The sequence below is a fragment of the Cryobacterium sp. TMT1-3 genome (genome assembly GCF_004402315.1).
Lineage (GTDB): Bacteria > Actinomycetota > Actinomycetes > Actinomycetales > Microbacteriaceae > Cryobacterium > Cryobacterium luteum.
Window position 1 is genome coordinate 91,898 of sequence record NZ_SOFW01000006.1, and the last position, 16,052, is coordinate 107,949.

The 16,052-nt window shown below is 62.2% G+C and carries 15 protein-coding genes and 1 pseudogene; 7 read left to right on the plus strand and 9 right to left on the minus strand.

What is annotated here, in order from left to right:
• The first annotated feature begins 23 nt into the window (after positions 1 to 23).
• Positions 24 to 1,181, plus strand: coding sequence for an alkaline phosphatase family protein (locus E3O25_RS00965; protein ID WP_174721690.1), 1,158 nt, complete (start codon positions 24 to 26; stop codon positions 1,179 to 1,181).
• Positions 1,182 to 1,220: 39 nt separating this feature from the next.
• Here E3O25_RS00965 and E3O25_RS00970 read toward each other — a convergent pair whose 3' ends face one another.
• On the minus strand, positions 1,221 to 1,814 hold the full coding sequence (locus E3O25_RS00970; RefSeq protein WP_092107995.1) for a DUF3043 domain-containing protein: 594 nt from the start codon (positions 1,812 to 1,814) through the stop codon (positions 1,221 to 1,223).
• Positions 1,815 to 1,852: 38 nt separating this feature from the next.
• Between E3O25_RS00970 and E3O25_RS00975 the strand changes: the two genes are divergently transcribed.
• The 5 genes from E3O25_RS00975 to E3O25_RS00995 all read left to right on the plus strand — a co-directional run bounded on the left by E3O25_RS00975 (position 1,853) and on the right by E3O25_RS00995 (position 7,136).
• On the plus strand, positions 1,853 to 3,346 hold the full coding sequence (locus E3O25_RS00975) for a dipeptidase (protein ID WP_134360243.1): 1,494 nt from the start codon (positions 1,853 to 1,855) through the stop codon (positions 3,344 to 3,346).
• Positions 3,347 to 3,453: 107 nt separating this feature from the next.
• Positions 3,454 to 3,840 (plus strand): iron-sulfur cluster assembly accessory protein, encoded by a 387-nt coding sequence (locus E3O25_RS00980; RefSeq protein WP_092107991.1) that lies wholly within the window; start codon positions 3,454 to 3,456, stop codon positions 3,838 to 3,840.
• A gap of 248 nt (positions 3,841 to 4,088) precedes the next feature.
• Positions 4,089 to 4,979 carry a cytochrome c oxidase subunit II gene (gene coxB / locus E3O25_RS00985; RefSeq protein ID WP_092107989.1) on the plus strand — a complete coding sequence of 297 codons (891 nt, stop codon included), beginning with the start codon at positions 4,089 to 4,091 and terminating at the stop codon, positions 4,977 to 4,979.
• Between the two features lie 3 nt (positions 4,980 to 4,982).
• Positions 4,983 to 6,713, plus strand: a complete 1,731-nt coding sequence (gene ctaD / locus E3O25_RS00990; RefSeq protein WP_134360244.1) for a cytochrome c oxidase subunit I — start codon at positions 4,983 to 4,985, stop codon at positions 6,711 to 6,713.
• The gene (locus E3O25_RS00995; protein WP_092107985.1) at positions 6,714 to 7,136 is read left to right on the plus strand and encodes a cytochrome c oxidase subunit 4; all 423 of its coding nucleotides are present in this window, start codon (positions 6,714 to 6,716) and stop codon (positions 7,134 to 7,136) included. It abuts the gene before it with no gap.
• 107 nt (positions 7,137 to 7,243) lie between these two features.
• Here the strand turns inward: E3O25_RS00995 and E3O25_RS01000 are convergent, their stop codons facing one another.
• The 6 genes and pseudogenes from E3O25_RS01000 to E3O25_RS01020 all read right to left on the minus strand — a co-directional run bounded on the left by E3O25_RS01000 (position 7,244) and on the right by E3O25_RS01020 (position 12,387).
• Positions 7,244 to 7,894, minus strand: coding sequence for a methyltransferase domain-containing protein (locus E3O25_RS01000; RefSeq protein ID WP_166805935.1), 651 nt, complete (start codon positions 7,892 to 7,894; stop codon positions 7,244 to 7,246).
• 48 nt (positions 7,895 to 7,942) lie between these two features.
• A pseudogene (locus E3O25_RS17820) lies at positions 7,943 to 8,068 on the minus strand (SAM-dependent methyltransferase); the annotation flags it as partial.
• Between the two features lie 24 nt (positions 8,069 to 8,092).
• A complete protein-coding gene (locus tag E3O25_RS01005; protein WP_092107981.1) occupies positions 8,093 to 9,742 on the minus strand; it encodes a ubiquinol-cytochrome c reductase cytochrome b subunit in 1,650 nt (549 codons plus the stop codon).
• Positions 9,739 to 10,812, minus strand: a complete 1,074-nt coding sequence (locus E3O25_RS01010) for a ubiquinol-cytochrome c reductase iron-sulfur subunit (protein ID WP_134360246.1) — start codon at positions 10,810 to 10,812, stop codon at positions 9,739 to 9,741. The genes E3O25_RS01005 and E3O25_RS01010 overlap by 4 nt, the downstream gene beginning before the upstream one ends.
• Before the next feature lie 95 nt (positions 10,813 to 10,907).
• Positions 10,908 to 11,720: a cytochrome c gene (locus E3O25_RS01015; RefSeq protein WP_092107977.1), complete on the minus strand. Its 813-nt coding sequence runs from the start codon at positions 11,718 to 11,720 to the stop codon at positions 10,908 to 10,910.
• Between the two features lie 37 nt (positions 11,721 to 11,757).
• Positions 11,758 to 12,387: a heme-copper oxidase subunit III gene (locus tag E3O25_RS01020; protein ID WP_241983849.1), complete on the minus strand. Its 630-nt coding sequence runs from the start codon at positions 12,385 to 12,387 to the stop codon at positions 11,758 to 11,760.
• Positions 12,388 to 12,530: 143 nt separating this feature from the next.
• On the opposite strand from E3O25_RS01020, the gene trpD reads away from it, so the two are divergent.
• Positions 12,531 to 13,583, plus strand: a complete 1,053-nt coding sequence (gene trpD / locus E3O25_RS01025; RefSeq protein ID WP_134360247.1) for an anthranilate phosphoribosyltransferase — start codon at positions 12,531 to 12,533, stop codon at positions 13,581 to 13,583.
• Between the two features lie 54 nt (positions 13,584 to 13,637).
• Here trpD and glpK read toward each other — a convergent pair whose 3' ends face one another.
• Both glpK and E3O25_RS01035 read right to left on the minus strand, forming a co-directional pair.
• Positions 13,638 to 15,152, minus strand: a complete 1,515-nt coding sequence (gene glpK, locus E3O25_RS01030; RefSeq protein ID WP_134360248.1) for a glycerol kinase GlpK — start codon at positions 15,150 to 15,152, stop codon at positions 13,638 to 13,640.
• 91 nt (positions 15,153 to 15,243) lie between these two features.
• On the minus strand, positions 15,244 to 16,008 hold the full coding sequence (locus E3O25_RS01035; protein WP_255576012.1) for an MIP/aquaporin family protein: 765 nt from the start codon (positions 16,006 to 16,008) through the stop codon (positions 15,244 to 15,246).
• Positions 16,009 to 16,052 lie beyond the last annotated feature (44 nt).

A 16,052-nucleotide genomic window follows, 5' to 3' on the forward strand; every position in this document is an offset into this window, starting at 1 on the left:
TCCCTGTGAAAGAATGAGACCCGATGCCCACCATGCTACCGGCCCGCCAATTCAGTGCTCTGCGCCTTGCCGATGTTCTCACCAGTTCCCTCGAAGCCGTCTGCGCCCGGCAGAATCCGCTGGGGCTTCCCACGGTCCGCAAAGCCGTGGTCATTCTGGCCGACGGTCTCGGCGCCAGCTCGATCCGGGCGCGGTCCGGGCACGCCCGGTTTCTGTCGTCCCGCCTGAACAAGTCCAGCATCATCGACGGGGTCTTCCCGGCAACGACCGCCGCCGGAATCGCTACCCTGACCACCGGAGTGGAACCGGGCCAGCACGGCCTGGTCGGCTACCAGGTGCTCGATGGCGCCCGCGACCGCGTCGTGAACCAGCTCACCGGCTGGGACGGCGACATGCGGCCGGCCACCTGGCAGCGAGAGCGCACCGTCTTCGAACGGGCGGCCGACGAGAGCGTGCCGAGCTTCGCCATCGGCCCGAAACGGTTCGTGGCGTCCGGCTTCACCCAGGCCGTGCTCCGCGGCGCACGATACGTTGCTGCCGACACGGTGGCCGACCGCTTCGCTGCGGCGCGCAGCATCCTCTCGGAAAACCCGACGGCACTGATCTACCTCTATGTCGCCGAACTCGACGTCGCCGCGCACGCGCACGGCTGGCAATCAGACCGCTGGCTGGCTCAGCTCGAAACCCTCGACTCCGAAGTGAGCCGCTTCGCCTCGACCCTGCGCTCGGACGAAGGCTTGCTGCTCACCGCGGATCACGGTGTGATCGACGTGCCGAGCACCCGGCACGTCCTGTTCGACACGGAACCCGCGCTCATTTCCGGTGTGCGCCACGTCGCGGGGGACCCTCGCTGCGTGCAGCTCTACCTGGAGCCGCAGCAGACTGCGGGCTCTGCTTCGAGCGCCGCCGACACACTGGCGGATGCCTGGCGAGAGTCCCAGGGAGACCGCGCCTGGATCTACACCCGTGCCGAAGCGGTCGCCGCCGGCCTCTACGGCCGGGTGGCCGACGAGGTGCTCCCTCGCATTGGCGACGTCGTCATCGCCGCCCGCAAATCCATCGCCTACTACGATTCTCGACCCGCGAATCAGAAAGCCCGCGGCATGATCGGGCAGCACGGCTCCCTCACCGATGAGGAAGTGCGAGTGCCTTTGATCCGCGCGGGCGCCTTCTCCAGATAGCCCGCCGCACAACCAGCACGGCGGACTCCGGCTCTGACATCAGACCGGGTACTGGCGGCGCTTGACCTGCGGCTTGGGCAGACGCATCGGCCGCAGCTGCAGCGCGCGCATGGCCGAATACCAGCGCACCCGCTCGGCGTTGTCCTTGCCAAACTTAGCCTCGATCTTCTTGGTGAGGATGAAACCGAGCACAACGCAGTCGATGACCGCGAGGATGAAGAAGGCCCAGAGCGCAAAGATGGCATACACATCAACGCTGGGGATCGTGGTGAGCAGGATGACCAGGAACATGATCGGAATCATCAGCTCGCCGACGTTGAACCGTGCGTCGACGTAGTCGCGGGCATACCGCTTCTGCAGGCCGCGTTCCCGCAGCGGCAGGTACTTGTCGACGCCGGCGGCCATACCGGCCCTGGCCACATCGCGCGCAGCCGTGGACTTGGCGCGCGCCTGCTTGGCGGCAAGCTTGCGGTCGTCGGGAACCAGCGGACGCTTGTTCGCTGCTTCCTGCTTCCTACGGGTGGGGGTCGCCTGACCCTTACCCGTGTTGTGCGTGAGCCCGAGGCGTGCTGCGGTCTCGTCGGAACTTTCAATCGACGGCTGGGCGTCGGGGTTTACGGGAGGCTTGGCCACATCAAATCCTTGCAATTGGGTGCCTTAAGATTACCCGTATGACTGGTAACCCACAGACAAATTCACGTCCCAACGCCTCAACGCTGAAGCCGGCGGTCGATCCGGGGGCGCGCGAGGCCCTCCGAACGGCGGTCGAACGGGGGCTCCCGACCGCGATCGCCGATCTTTGTGCTTTGGTGCGCATCCCCTCGGTGTCGTGGGCGACGTTCGATCGTTCCGAGGTCGCCGCCAGCGCCGCCGCCGTCGCCTCGCTCGTGCGCCGCCTCAACGTGTTCGAATCAGTCGACATCGTGCAGGCCGGCATTCCGGGGGGCACCGAACTGGGCCAACCGGCAATCCTGGCCTCCCGCCCCGCTCGAAACGGCCGCCCCACGGTGCTGCTCTACGCCCACCACGACGTACAGCCTCCCGGCCACGATCAGGATTGGGAGTCTGACCCATTCACACCGACGGTGCGCGGCGACCGTCTCTACGGGCGCGGCGCTGCCGACGATAAGGCCGGTGTCATAGCGCACGTCGCCTCCATTCGCGCTCTGGTCGCGGCAGTGGGCGCCGATTTTGATCTGGGTATCGCCCTGTTCATCGAGGGGGAGGAGGAGTTTGGAAGCCGCTCCTTCGCGACTTTTCTCGACGAAAATCGTGAATCCCTGCGCGGTGACGTGATTGTCGTTGCTGATTCAAACAACTGGGACATCAACACACCGGCCATCACGACCGCTCTGCGCGGCAACGTCACCCTGCGATTAACGGTGCGCACACTGGCACACGCCTCGCACTCCGGCATGTTCGGGGGAGCGGTGCCCGACGCTATGCTCGCCACCATCAGGCTGCTCGCCACGCTCTATCACGAGGACGGCTCGGTGGCCGTGGCCGGCCTCACCAGCATTGATGTGCCCACCCCCGACTATTCCGAAGCGCAGTTGCGCGCGGAGACCGGCCTGTTGCCCGGCGTCACACCGATCGGTCATGGCTCCATCCTCAGCCGGATCTGGTCGCAGCCTGCCCTGACCATCACCGGAATTGACGCCCCCACCGTCGACAACGCGTCCAATACGCTCACCCCGTCGGTCAGCGTTCGCATCAGCACCCGCATCGCCCCTGGGCAATCGGCGGTCGAGGCCGCCGTGGCGATCGAGGCGCATTTGCGCAAGAACGTCCCGTTCGGCGCGATTGTCGAAATCGACGATGCGGACACGGGGGAGCCGTTTCTCGTCGACACCAGCGGTTGGGCAGTCACCGAGGCTCGATCCGCGATGACCGCTGCCTGGGGTGTACCGCCGATCGACATCGGGGTCGGCGGATCCATTCCGTTCATCGCCGACCTGGTGCGTGTCTTTCCGACCGCTCAGATTCTGGTCACCGGAGTGGAGGATCCGGATTCCCGGGCGCACAGTCCAAACGAATCCCTCCACCTTGGCGTTTTCAAACGCGCCATCCTGAGCGAAGCCTTCCTGCTCGGCAGCCTGAATGAGCGCGTCGACCATCAGACCGACACCGAACCCGGTCAACAGCCTGCGCCCAAGAAAATATGAAAGCGTGGGAATGCCCGCGTCGACTTTCTGGTTGTCGCAGGTAGAATTCATAAATCGCAATTCAGTGAGATCGCAACCGTGCGTGACTGCGTGAACCGAGGAGAAGCATGACCGACACCATGACCGAAACCGTCAGCACTGCTGACACCGCACCCGCCCCGGCCGCTGCCCATGGCGTCGGACTCACGGAGGCCGCCGCGCTCAAGGTCCGCAGCCTGCTAACCCAGGAGGGTCGTGAAGACCTCCGTCTGCGCGTCGCAGTGCAGCCTGGTGGCTGCTCCGGCCTGATCTATCAGCTGTACTTCGATGAACGCGTCCTCGAGGGCGACGCCCTCGTCGACTACGACGGAGTCGAGGTCGTCGTCGATAAAATGAGCGTTCCCTACCTCGATGGCGCCTCGATCAACTTTGAGGACACCATTGAGAAGCAGGGCTTCACCATTGACAACCCGAACGCTGGCGGCAGTTGCGCGTGTGGAGATTCCTTCCACTAGCGCAGATTCGTAGCAGCATGGGTGTCGGATAAACACTCTTCAGGGACATCATCACTTCGATGGTGTCCCTGTTTTTTTGCCCAAAATGCGCTCTACGCGCCCGAAATTGCCCGCCCCACGGCCGCCAAGAGCATAAATGCAGTGCGACCCGACCAGGAGTGCACTTCGTGCCTGCTCTCGCGGAGTAGGCTAGGAATCGATCAAAACGCTTCCTGAGAAGTGTCCTCGAATCTCCCGAAAGGTCCCCGGTGCGCAATAACCACCGCCTTCGTTGGGCTGCTATTCCGCTCGCCGCGACGCTCGCCGTTGTACTGGCCGGATGCACGCAAGCCCAGCTCCATGGCTACCTGCCCGGCTTTGAAGAAGAGGGCGAAACGGCGGTGACCAATCAGACCGACCGCATTGCCGGTCTCTGGACCACCTCGTGGATCGTGCTCCTCATCGTCGGCCTCATCACCTGGGGTCTGATCATCTGGACGATCGTCGTGTATCGGCGCCGCAAAGGTCAGACGGGCCTTCCGGTCCAGCTGCGGTACAACATGCCGATCGAGATCTTCTACACGGTCGTGCCGCTCATTCTCGTCGTTGGCTTCTTCGCCTTCACAGTGCGGGACCAGATCGCCATCGAATCGCGTTACGACAACCCTGACGTGACGATTGAAGTGCAGGCCAAGCAGTGGGCCTGGGACTTCAACTACGTCGACGAAAATGTCTACTCTCCCGGCATCCAGGGTCAGCTCGATCCTGACGGGGAGCGTGGCTCCCTGATCGAGTCGGAACTTCCCGTGCTTGTGCTTCCGGTCGACCAGACCGTTGAGATCGCCTTAGAATCACGCGATGTCATCCACTCGTTCTGGGTCATCGACTTCCTGTACAAGAAAGACGTCATCCCGGGCAAGACCAACTACATGTCGGTCACGCCCGAGCGCATCGGAACTTACGCGGGTAAGTGTGCCGAGCTCTGCGGTGAGTACCACTCCCTTATGCTCTTCAACGTCAAGGTTGTCTCCCAGGCCGACTATGATACGTACATCCAGTCTCTGCGCACCGCGGGTAACGTCGGCCAGCTCGACAACGAATTCGACCGTAATCAGAATCAGCCGGGCACGAGTGCCCCGACGGCTCCGGAGGGCAACTAAGCCATGACCACGACCATCGCACCCGCCCCGTCACGTCCGGCCGCACCGGTCTCCACGTCCGCGGAACACAAGGGCAACGTCCTCGTCCGGTGGATTACTTCCACCGACCACAAGGTCATCGGGTATATGTACCTGATCACCTCCTTCATCTACTTTTGCATCGGCGGCGTCATGGCGCTGATCATTCGTGCCCAGCTGTTCGCTCCGGGTCTCGATGTGGTGCAGACCAAGGAGCAGTACAACCAGCTCTTCACGATGCACGGCACGATCATGCTCCTGATGTTTGCCACGCCGCTCTTTTTCGGCTTCGCCAACTTCCTGGTTCCGCTGCAGATCGGCGCCCCCGACGTTGCGTTCCCGCGGCTGAACGCCCTCGCCTACTGGTTCTTCAACTTCGGCAGCCTCATCGCTGTCGCGGGATTCATCACCCCGCAGGGTGCGGCCTCCTTCGGCTGGTTCGCCTACCAGCCGCTGGCCAGCACAACGTTCTCGCCCGGTGTTGGCGGCAACCTGTGGATGGTGGGCCTCGGACTCTCCGGCTTCGGTACCATCCTCGGCTCCGTGAACTTCATCACCACGATCATCACAATGCGCGCCCCCGGCATGACGATGTGGCGCATGCCGGTCTTTACCTGGAACTCGCTGATTACGTCGTTGCTCGCGCTCATGGTCTTCCCGGTACTGGCGGCCGCCATGCTCGCCGCAGCTTCCGACCGCATCTTCGGTTCGCACATCTACGATCCGGCCAACGGTGGTGCCATCCTGTGGCAACACCTGTTCTGGTTCTTCGGCCACCCCGAGGTGTACATCATCGCGCTGCCGTTCTTCGGAATCGTTTCCGAGGTGTTCCCGGTCTTCAGCCGCAAGCCGATGTTCGGCTACAAGACCCTGATCTACGCGACCATCTCTATCGCGGCGCTGTCGATCTCGGTCTGGGCTCACCACATGTACGTCACCGGCTCCGTACTGCTGCCGTTTTTCTCCCTCATGACCATGTTGATCGCAGTCCCCACTGGGGTGAAGATCTTCAACTGGATCGGCACCATGTGGCGAGGCTCCATCACCTTTGAAACTCCCATGATCTGGGCCATTGGCTTCCTCGTCACCTTTACCTTCGGTGGCTTGACCGGAGTCATCCTCGCCTCGCCGCCGCTCGACTTCCACGTGTCAGACACCTACTTCGTCGTCGCGCACTTCCACTACGTCATCTTCGGCACCGTCGTCTTCGCGATGTTCAGCGGATTCTACTTCTGGTGGCCCAAGTGGACCGGCAAGATGCTCAACGAGAGCCTCGGCAAGTGGCACTTCTGGCTTCTGTTCATCGGCTTCCACACCACCTTCCTGATCCAGCACTGGCTCGGAGTCATGGGCATGCCGCGTCGCTACGCGACGTATTCACCCGAGGATGGCTTTACCTGGATGAACCAGGTGTCCACCATCGGTGCCATGATCCTCGCCGTGTCGATGATTCCGTTCTTCCTGAACGTGTACATAACGGCTCGCAAGGCTCCTCTGGTGACCGTGAACGACCCGTGGGGCTATGGTTCCTCGCTCGAGTGGGCCACGTCCTGCCCGCCGCCGCGTCACAACTTCACTTCCATTCCGCGAATCCGCTCCGAGCGTCCTGCCTTCGACCTGAACCACCCCGAAGCCGGCCTGCCCGTCGGCATCGGCCCGGGCAAGGATGCGCCCGACGTTGCGGTTTACGACATCGACTCGAATCAGGTTAAGTAAATGAAGACCAACGTCAACATCCTCTGGGTCCTCACCGCCTTCTTCGGAATTGTGACGGTTGTCTACGTTGCCTGGAACCTGCTCGACCCGGAGCACGGAGAGATCGAGTGGGCCGGCACGTTCATGCTCGCGCTGTCGACGCTGCTCGTGGCCTTCATCGCGTTCTACCTCGACAAGGTTCGGGGAGCTCAGGGCGGGGAACTGCCCGAGGACCGTCTTGATGGCAACATTGATGACGGCGACCCCGAACTGGGCTTCTTCAGTCCGTGGAGCTGGTGGCCGATCTTCCTCGCGGCCTCGACGGCCCTGGTCTTCCTGGGTCTGGCCGTGGGAATCTGGATTGGTTTCATCGGTCTGGGACTCGGCCTGGTCGCCCTCACGGGATGGGTCTACGAGTACTACCGGGGCCTGTTCGCCCGCTAAGCGTTCCCACGCCACGATACCGATCTCCCTACCGGGAGGTCGGTATCGTCGTTTAACTGGGATCCTGGCCCTGGTCAGTGCACATTCCGGGCAAAGCCAGCGCCAGCTCAGCGACGTCGAAACCCGAAAATGTCAAAGGCCACGGTGACCTCCCGATCAGGAGTGACGGGGTCAGCTTCGGCTGCGCTGTCAATGTGATGCGCGGACGGTCCCATGCCGACTAGAGATGCCACCTCGGTCACCGACAAGCGCACCGTCCGGGCGAGCTGGTCGTGCGATTCCAAACTGAACCAGGCAGCGAGGCTCGTAGTCAGGTGAACGGCTTTATCGGCTTGCATCTGAACGGCCAGACCTGACTCACGCAGTTGCCGTAGGTGGGAAGGCTGCGGTACGACGACCAGCAGCAGCCCGTCGTGTCGAAGCGCCCGATGGAACTCGGCGGCGTTCCGTGGCGCGAAAACGTTGAGAATGATGTCCGCGGTGCCATCTCGCAGGGGGAGAGGCGACCAGACATCGGCTACCAGCCCGTCAACGCGATCGTGCGAGCGGATGGTGCGCCCGACGGCGACGGGGGAGAGGTCCATTCCCAGAGCCCGCACGTCGTCTCCTGAGGGCAACGCTGCGCCCAGGTAGTATCCGGTTCCGCAACCGACATCGAGGATGCGCCGGGGTAATTCACCGGCGGCTCGAGAGCAAATGGCATCGCGGAGCGGCTCGTACCATCCGGCAGCAAGAAAACGATCGCGGGCGTCAAGCATGGCCGCACTGTCGCCGATGAATTTGCGCGGGCCGGTGAGCAGGTTGACAAAACCCCGCTTATTGACGTCGTAAGAATGCCCGCGCTCACACGTCAACAAAAGGTGGCCGCTGGGATGCAGGGGGAGAAAACAATTCGGGCACCGAAGCCACTCCGCTAACGTCTGGAGTGACATCGATGCCCGTTCTGTTGGTTCTTGCTACTTGTCGGTGATCTCCGCGGGGTGGTCGCCGTGGGCATGATCTAGTTCTGCCTGAGTCACCGGGGTGATCCGGTCTTCAAAGAACCAGCGGGACAGGCCGGCACGAACCTTCTCGGTCGCACCAATCTTGCCCTGAGCGTTCGGTCGCAGCATGAGCGGCTTGAAGTCACTGTAGCTGACCAGCTTCCAACGCTCGTACTCGTCGACGGGCTGGTGCACCTCGACGAATTCGCCGCCGGGAAGCCGTACGATGCGGCCGGACTCGTAACCGTGCAAGACGATTTCGCGGTCCTTCTTCTGCAACGCCAGGCAGACGCGCTTGGTTATCAAGAAAGCGAGGAACGGGCCGAGCAGTGTGGTCGCCTGGAGGGTGTGGATGACGCCCTCCATGGTGAGGTGGAAGTGCGTGGCCATGATGTCCGATGAAGCGGCGGCCCACAGCGACGCATAGAATGTCACGCCGGCTGCGCCGATCGCGGTGCGGGTCGGTGCGTTCCGCGGACGATCGAGCACGTGGTGTTCACGCTTGTCGCCGGTGATCCACGCTTCGATGAACGGGTAGATCATGACGGTCACGATGAACAAACCGACCACGATCAAAACCACGAGGATGTTGAGCGAGTAGGTGTGGTTCAGCCAAACGAATTCCCACCCGGTCGGGATGAGCCGCATGGCGCCGTCGGCAAAGCCGATGTACCAGTCGGGCTGGGTTCCTGCCGACACCGGTGAGGGGTCGTAGGGTCCGTAATTCCAGATCGGGTTGATCGTAAAGAACGACGCGATGAGCATGACGACACCGAAAACGATGAAAAAGAACCCACCGGCCTTCGCGGCGTAGACCGGGAGCACCGGGTAGCCGACCACGTTCTGGTTGGTGTGTCCGGCGGCCGGGTACTGGGTGTGCTTGTGCACGACGACGAACAAGAGGTGCATGGCGATCAAGGCGACGATAATGGCCGGCAGCAACAGGATGTGCAGCGAGTAGAGCCGTCCGACGATGTCCGTGCCGGGGAATTCTCCGCCGAACAGCAGGAACGAAACCCAGGTTCCCACGACCGGGATGCCCTTGATGAGTCCATCAATGATGCGCAGGCCGTTTCCGGAAAGCAGGTCGTCGGGAAGGGAGTAGCCGGTGAAGCCTTCAGCCATGGCCAGGATGAAAAGAACGAAGCCGATAACCCAGTTGAGCTCGCGCGGCTTGCGGAACGCGCCGGTGAAATAGATGCGGAGCATGTGCAGACCGATGGCTGCAACGAAGAGCAAGGCAGCCCAGTGGTGAACCTGACGCATGAGCAGGCCACCGCGAATGTCGAACGAGATGTCCATGGTCGAGGACATCGCGGCCGACATCGGAATGCCCTTGAGCGGTGCATACGAGCCTTCGTAGACGACCTCGGCCATAGAAGCCTGGAAGAAGAAGGTCAGGAAGGATCCGGACAGCAAAATGATGACGAAGCTGTACAGTGCCACCTCGCCGAGGAGGAAGGACCAGTGATCGGGGAAGATCTTGCGACCAAGTTCCTTGACAGCACCAGAAATACTGGTGCGTTCGTCAATGTAATTGGCAGCGGAAGCGGTGAAGCCTCCGGATTTCTTCACCCCGACAGCTGGATCCTCAGTGGATTCGCGGGTGGTTAATGTTGTCATGCTCGCTCCCAGTAACTCGGGCCGACTGGTTCAGTGAAATCGCTCTGAGCGATCAGGTAGCCCTCAGCATCCACGGCGATTGGGAGCTGGGGTAGTGCCCGTTTGGCCGGTCCGAAGATGACCTTGCAGTGGTTCTCAACGTCGAACTGGGACTGGTGGCACGGGCAAAGCAGGTGGTGCGTGTGCTGTTCGTACAGCGCGACCGGGCACCCAACGTGGGTACAGATTTTGGAATAGGCGACAATTCCGTCGTACGACCAGGACTTGCGGTCCTCTTCTTCGACGAGGTCCTCCGGATCCATCCGAATGAGCAGAACGGCTGCTTTTGCCTTTTCTTCCAGACGACCGTGGCCCATTTCGGCCAGGCCCTCAGGAATGACGTGGAACGACGATCCGAGAGTGACATCCGCTGCCTTGATCGGGGTGCCACTGGGGTCCATGGTGAGGCGAACGCCCTTCTTCCACATGGTCTCGTTGAGAAGAGCGACCGGATCCTGGTCCATCGGGCCAAGGCCACGAAAAAGTACGACGGCCGGCAGCGGAAAGACGACGAGGGCGCCGATCAGGCTGTTCCGAATGAGCGTACGGCGACCGAAGCCTGATTCTTCATTGGCCTGCTGGAAGATCTCCACGGCGCGGGCCCGAACTGGCTCGGTTCCACGCACGGGGTGACGTTCGTCGACACCTTCATGATCGCTCATGAGGGCCTTGCCCCAGTGCACGGCGCCGATACCGATGGCGAGGAGCGCGAGGCTGAGGCCAAGGCCGATGAAGAGGTTGTTCAGTCGAACAGAACCGGGATCTTCGGCCACGATAGGAAAGGCCATGTAGGCCGCAATGGCAAAAACGCTACCCACGATGGAGACGTAGAACAGCGTGTAAACGGCCCGCTCAGCCTTGCGCTCTTCCTTGTGGTCAAGGTCGGTGATGCGCGGACGGTGCGGCGGGAACCCTGGATTGACCAGGGCATCCCGTGTAACGACGGCTGTGCTTGCGGCGGATGTCGCGAGCTGCGCGCCAGGCGAGTCGGCGGCGGTTACGTGCTCCGCGCCGTTATCGTCCTTGGCCATTGTTCTCCTTTGTGGGCTGTGTAAATACTCTGCACTCTGGTGCTGTGCGGCATTCGATTGGAATCGAAGGCCGCGTCAACACCGGATACCGATGCTTAGTTTGATTTTGCGGTGATCCACACGGTGAGGGCAACGATTGCGCCCAGTCCGAAGATCCAGATGAAGAGGCCTTCCGCCACCGGCCCCAGAGAACCGAGAGCCAGTCCGCCCGGAGACGGGTTGTCCTCGACGTACTTGAGGTAGGTGATGATGTCGCGCTTGTCTTCGGGTGAGATATTCATGTCGTTGAAGACCGGCATGTTCTGCGGGCCGGTGATCATGGCCTCGTAGATGTGCTGGGCAGAGACGTTCTCAATCGCGGGGGCGAACTTGCCCTCGGTCAGCGCGCCACCGGCACCGGCGACGTTGTGGCACATGGCGCAGTTGATGCGGAACAGCTCAGCACCATTGGCCGAGTCGCCCGCACCGTCGAGAAGTTCAGCCGCAGGAATGGCCGGGCCGGGAGCGAGGGAGGCGACGTACGCGGCGAGAGCAGCGGTCTGCTCTGCCGTGAATTGCACGGGCTTCTTCTGCGCCTGCGGGCCCTGCATCTGCATCGGCATGCGACCGGTGCCGACTTGAAAGTCCACCGAGGCCGCGCCGACTCCGATGAGGCTGGGACCTTCTGACGATCCCTGCGCACTGAGTCCGTGGCAGGTGGCGCAGTTCGCCGCGAAAAGCTTTTCACCCTGGGCGATGGTCTGCTGTGAAGACGCATCAGTCGTTGCAATGGCGGTGCTGGTACTGAAAGCTGCGTAGGCGCCTCCCGTGAAGAGCAACCCGATGGCGATGAGTGCGACGCTGGCAAGAGGATGGCGACGTCCGGCTTTGCGTGCCCGGCGTGCGCGAGGGGGTTTGATCGTGGTCATGCTGAAGTAGTCCGCTCCCGTTTCTAAGTATGAACTTCTATTTAAGAACGTAGACGACCAGGAAGAGCCCGATCCAGACGACGTCGACAAAGTGCCAGTAGTAGGAAACCACAATGGCGCTGGTGGCTTCCTTGTGGCCGAAGTTCTTGACCGCGAATCCGCGCCCAATCACAAGAAGGAAGGCGAGGAGCCCGGCCGTTACGTGAATGCCGTGGAAACCGGTCGTGATGTAGAAGGCTGAACCGTAGGCGTTGGAGGTGAGCGAAATCCCTTCTGACACCAGGGTGGCATATTCGAACACCTGGCCGGTGACGAAGATGGCACCGAGGGCGTAGGTGAGGAAGAACCACTCAACCATTCCCCACTCGCTCGGCTTCCAGCCGGTCGAGCGCGCCTGCAGTCGTTCGGCAGCAAACACGCCGAACTGGCAGGTCACCGAAGACGACACCAGGATCAGCGTATTGATCAACGCGAAGGTGAAGTTGTGCTTATCGGCCTCGAACAGCCATAGCTCGGGGGAGGTTGAACGGAGCGTGAAGTAGATTGCGAAGAGCCCCGCGAAAAACATCACCTCGCTGCCCAACCACACAATGGTGCCTACAGCCACGCTGTTGGGCCGGTTCACGACGGGCGCACTCGCCGTCTGAGTAATTGAGGTGCTGGTCACCCGTCCATTATGGCCGATATTCCCACAGGTTTTTCTCAATCTGGCGTCCAAGTGCGGGTTAGCGCCTGCTACGGGTAGGCAATTTCGGCATGCGAATGCCGTGAATTCGGGGGAGTTGGGCCCGTTCTCCTAAGATCAGGACCATGCTCGAATCGCAGTCTTGGCCAAACATATTAAATTCCCTTCTCGACGGACGTGACCTGAGTGTTGCGGATGCCGCCTGGAGCATGGAACGGATCATGCTCGGTGAGGCCTCCCCATCCCAGTTAGGGGCGTTCTTAGTCGCGCTTCGCGCCAAGGGCGAAACCGTCGACGAGATTGTCGGATTCCGGGATGCGATCCTCGAGCAGGCCGTCGCGCTTCCGGTTGACCCAATGGCCCTCGACATCGTCGGAACCGGTGGTGACCGGTTCGGTACGGTGAATATTTCCACGATGGCGTCGATCGTGTGCGCGGCAGCCGGTGTGCCAATTGTCAAGCACGGTAACCGTGCCGCCAGCTCGGCCTCCGGGTCTTCGGACGTGCTCGGTGAATTGGGGATCGACCTGTCCCGGGATGCGACGCGCGTGGCGCAAGTGTTCAAGGAGACAGGGATCACGTTCGCGTATGCGGCGGCATTCCATCCCGGATTTCGCCATGCGGCCCTCACCCGCAAAGAGTTGGGGATCCCGACCGTGTTCAACTACCTCGGACCGCTGTGCAATCCGGCGCGGCCGGAGGCATCCGCTGTCGGGGTGGCCAACCTTGACCGGGTTCCGCTCTTCGTGGGCGTGTTCCAGACCCGCGGCGCGACGGCCCTGGTCTTTCGCGGCGATGACGGGCTCGACGAACTGACCACGACCGGGCACAGTCACGTTTGGGAGGTGTCCCGCGGTTTGGTGACCGAGCACGACATCGACCCCAGAGATTTGGGCATCAAGCGCGCGCAGATCAGCGATCTGGTGGGCGGCACGCCGCAACATAATGCGGAGGTCGTGCACTCCGTTCTTTCCGGCGAGCCTGGTCCTATTCGCGACATCGTGTTGCTCAACGCCGCCGCCGGGCTCGTCGCCTTCGACCTGGCCAACGACTACTCACAGATGCAGGTGGCCATTCTCGACAGATTTCGCGACAAGATGGCCGTCGCTGCCGATGCAGTCGACTCCGGTGCCGCGACATCCAAGCTGGCGGCGTGGATTGCGGCGACCCAGGTGTGATTCCGGGTCGCCGCATGTAGTGATCGCCGCAGGATGATGCGGCGAATCGGCGCCCTACAGAACGTCCTCGTCGACCCAGCCGAAGGTTTTCGTGACCGCCTTCTTCCAGTTGCGCAACTGGCGGTTGCGTTCGGCCTCGTCCATCTTGGGCGTCCACCGGCTGTCTTCCTGCCAGTTGGTGCGCAGTTCGTCGAGACCGCTCCAGAAGCCGACCGCAAGGCCCGCGGCGTAAGCGGCGCCTAACGCGGTTGTCTCGGCGACGACCGGTCGCACCACGGGAACACCCAGGATGTCGGCCTGGAACTGCATGAGCAGATTGTTCGCGATCATGCCGCCGTCAACCTTGATCTCGGTGAGGGGAACGCCGGAGTCGGCGTTGACCGCATCGATCACCTCTCGAGTCTGGAACGCCGTCGCCTCCAGTGCCGCGCGGGCTATATGTCCCTTGTTCACGAACCGGGTGAGTCCGACCAGCGCGCCGCGGGCGTCGGAACGCCAGTAGGGGGCGAACAGCCCCGAAAAGGCCGGCACGAAGTAGGCTCCGCCGTTGTCGTCGACGGTTTTCGCCAGGCTTTCAATCTCAGCGGCCGAGCTGATCATGCCGAGGTTGTCGCGCATCCACTGCACCAAAGCCCCGGTGACGGCGATGGAACCCTCCAGGGCGTAATGCGGAGCGGCGTCCCCGAGTTTGTACCCCAGGGTAGTCAGGAGGCCGTTCTTGGAGTGCACGATCTCGGTTCCGGTATTGAAGATCAGAAAGTTTCCCGTGCCGTAGGTGTTCTTGGCTTCGCCCTGGTCGAACGCCGCCTGACCGAACGTCGCGGCCTGCTGGTCGCCGAGAATTCCTGCCACCGGCACCTCGCGGAGCAGGCTCGAGGTGTGCGCGGTGCCGTAGACCTCAGACGATGAGCGGATCGACGGCAGCATCGACTTCGGCACGTCGAAAATGGCGAGGATCTCGTCGTCCCATTGCAGGGACTCCAGGTCCATGAACAAGGTGCGGCTCGCGTTGGTCACGTCGGTGGCGTGCACTCCGCCGTCCACTCCGCCGGTCAGGTTCCACAGCACCCAGGAGTCCGTTGTTCCGAAGAGCAGGTCGCCGGCATCCGCTTTCGCCCTGGCGCCCTCAACGTTTTCGAGGATCCAGACGATTTTGGTCCCGGAGAAATAGGTGGCCAGCGGTAGCCCGACCTTCTTCTTGAAACGTTCGACGCCTCCGTCGGCGGCGAGACGATCGACGATCGGCTGCGTGCGGGTATCCTGCCAGACGATGGCGTTGTAGACGGGAACACCGGTTGTCCTATCCCAGACCACAGCCGTTTCGCGTTGGTTGGTGATGCCGATGGCTTGGATATCGTGCCGGGTGAGATTGGCCTTGGACAGAGCCTGCCCGATCACTTCACGGGTGTTGTCCCAGATCTCTTTCGGGTTGTGCTCGACCCAGCCGGCCTGCGGAAAAATCTGCTCGTGTTCGAGCTGCCCGGTCGACACGATCGAGCCGGCCTTGTCGAAGATGATGGCGCGGGAACTGGTGGTTCCCTGATCGATGGCGAGAATGTAATCAGTCATTGGTGGGTGTCCTTTTCTTGAATCGTTCAGACGTCATGTTGTGTGCACGACAACGGACCGGTCCGCTGGGGAACCGGCCCGTTCGTTCGGGTTAGGAGGTCAGCAGGGGCAGGAGAAGCAGCGCAGCCCACCCGGCCAGCAGACCGCCGATGACGGGGCCGACGACGGGGACCCAGGAGTAGGCCCAGTCGGAGCCGCCCTTGCCTTTGATCGGCAGGATGAAGTGCGCGATCCGTGGACCGAGGTCTCGGGCAGGGTTGATGGCGTACCCGGTCGGGCCGCCGAGCGACGTACCGATGACGATCACGAGCAGTGCAACGGGGAGTGGCCCGAGGGCGGCAAGACCGCTGGCTTCGCCCTGCCTGCCGAACGCTATGACGACGAAGACCAGCACGAAGGTGCCGATGATTTCGGTCACGAGGTTCCAGCCGTACGAGCGGATGGCCGGCCCGGTCGAGAAGACACCGAGCTTGTTCGCCGGATCCGGCTCGGCGTCGAAGTGTTGCTTGTAGGCGAGCCAGCAGGCCACGGCGCCGAGCACGGCTCCGATCATCTGTGCGCCGATGTAGGTGAGCACGGAGACCGCGTTGACCGGAACCTCCAGGTTTCCGAATGTCGAGTCACCGTGGGCGACGAGCCCCAGGGTGACGGCGGGATTGAGGTGTCCACCCGAACGGTAGGCGACCATGACGCCTGCGAAGACGGCGAAGCCCCAGCCGATGGTCACCATGAGGAAACCGCCCCCGAGGCCCTTGTTCTTGGCCAAGGCGACGTTGGCGACCACGCCGGTGCCCAAGAGGACCAGCATGGCAGTTCCAACGAGCTCCGAGACGAATACAGCTCCGATATTTTCCACGAGAACCTTTCTGATCAGGCCGGGGATGCCGAAGCTGCCCCTCT

What these genes read in the sequence shown, in the direction of transcription:
- glpK (WP_134360248.1), bottom strand. Translation starts at nt 15,152, where the DNA reads ATGACTGATTACATTCTCGCCATCGATCAGGGAACCACCAGTTCCCGC.
- trpD (WP_134360247.1), top strand. Translation starts at nt 12,531, where the DNA reads ATGCTCGAATCGCAGTCTTGGCCAAACATATTAAATTCCCTTCTCGAC.
- E3O25_RS01005 (WP_092107981.1), bottom strand. Translation starts at nt 9,742, where the DNA reads ATGACAACATTAACCACCCGCGAATCCACTGAGGATCCAGCTGTCGGG.
- E3O25_RS01000 (WP_166805935.1), bottom strand. Translation starts at nt 7,894, where the DNA reads ATGCTTGACGCCCGCGATCGTTTTCTTGCTGCCGGATGGTACGAGCCG.
- E3O25_RS00965 (WP_174721690.1), top strand. Translation starts at nt 24, where the DNA reads ATGCCCACCATGCTACCGGCCCGCCAATTCAGTGCTCTGCGCCTTGCC.
- E3O25_RS01010 (WP_134360246.1), bottom strand. Translation starts at nt 10,812, where the DNA reads ATGGCCAAGGACGATAACGGCGCGGAGCACGTAACCGCCGCCGACTCG.
- ctaD (WP_134360244.1), top strand. Translation starts at nt 4,983, where the DNA reads ATGACCACGACCATCGCACCCGCCCCGTCACGTCCGGCCGCACCGGTC.
- E3O25_RS00995 (WP_092107985.1), top strand. Translation starts at nt 6,714, where the DNA reads ATGAAGACCAACGTCAACATCCTCTGGGTCCTCACCGCCTTCTTCGGA.
- E3O25_RS00975 (WP_134360243.1), top strand. Translation starts at nt 1,853, where the DNA reads ATGACTGGTAACCCACAGACAAATTCACGTCCCAACGCCTCAACGCTG.
- E3O25_RS01015 (WP_092107977.1), bottom strand. Translation starts at nt 11,720, where the DNA reads ATGACCACGATCAAACCCCCTCGCGCACGCCGGGCACGCAAAGCCGGA.
- E3O25_RS00980 (WP_092107991.1), top strand. Translation starts at nt 3,454, where the DNA reads ATGACCGACACCATGACCGAAACCGTCAGCACTGCTGACACCGCACCC.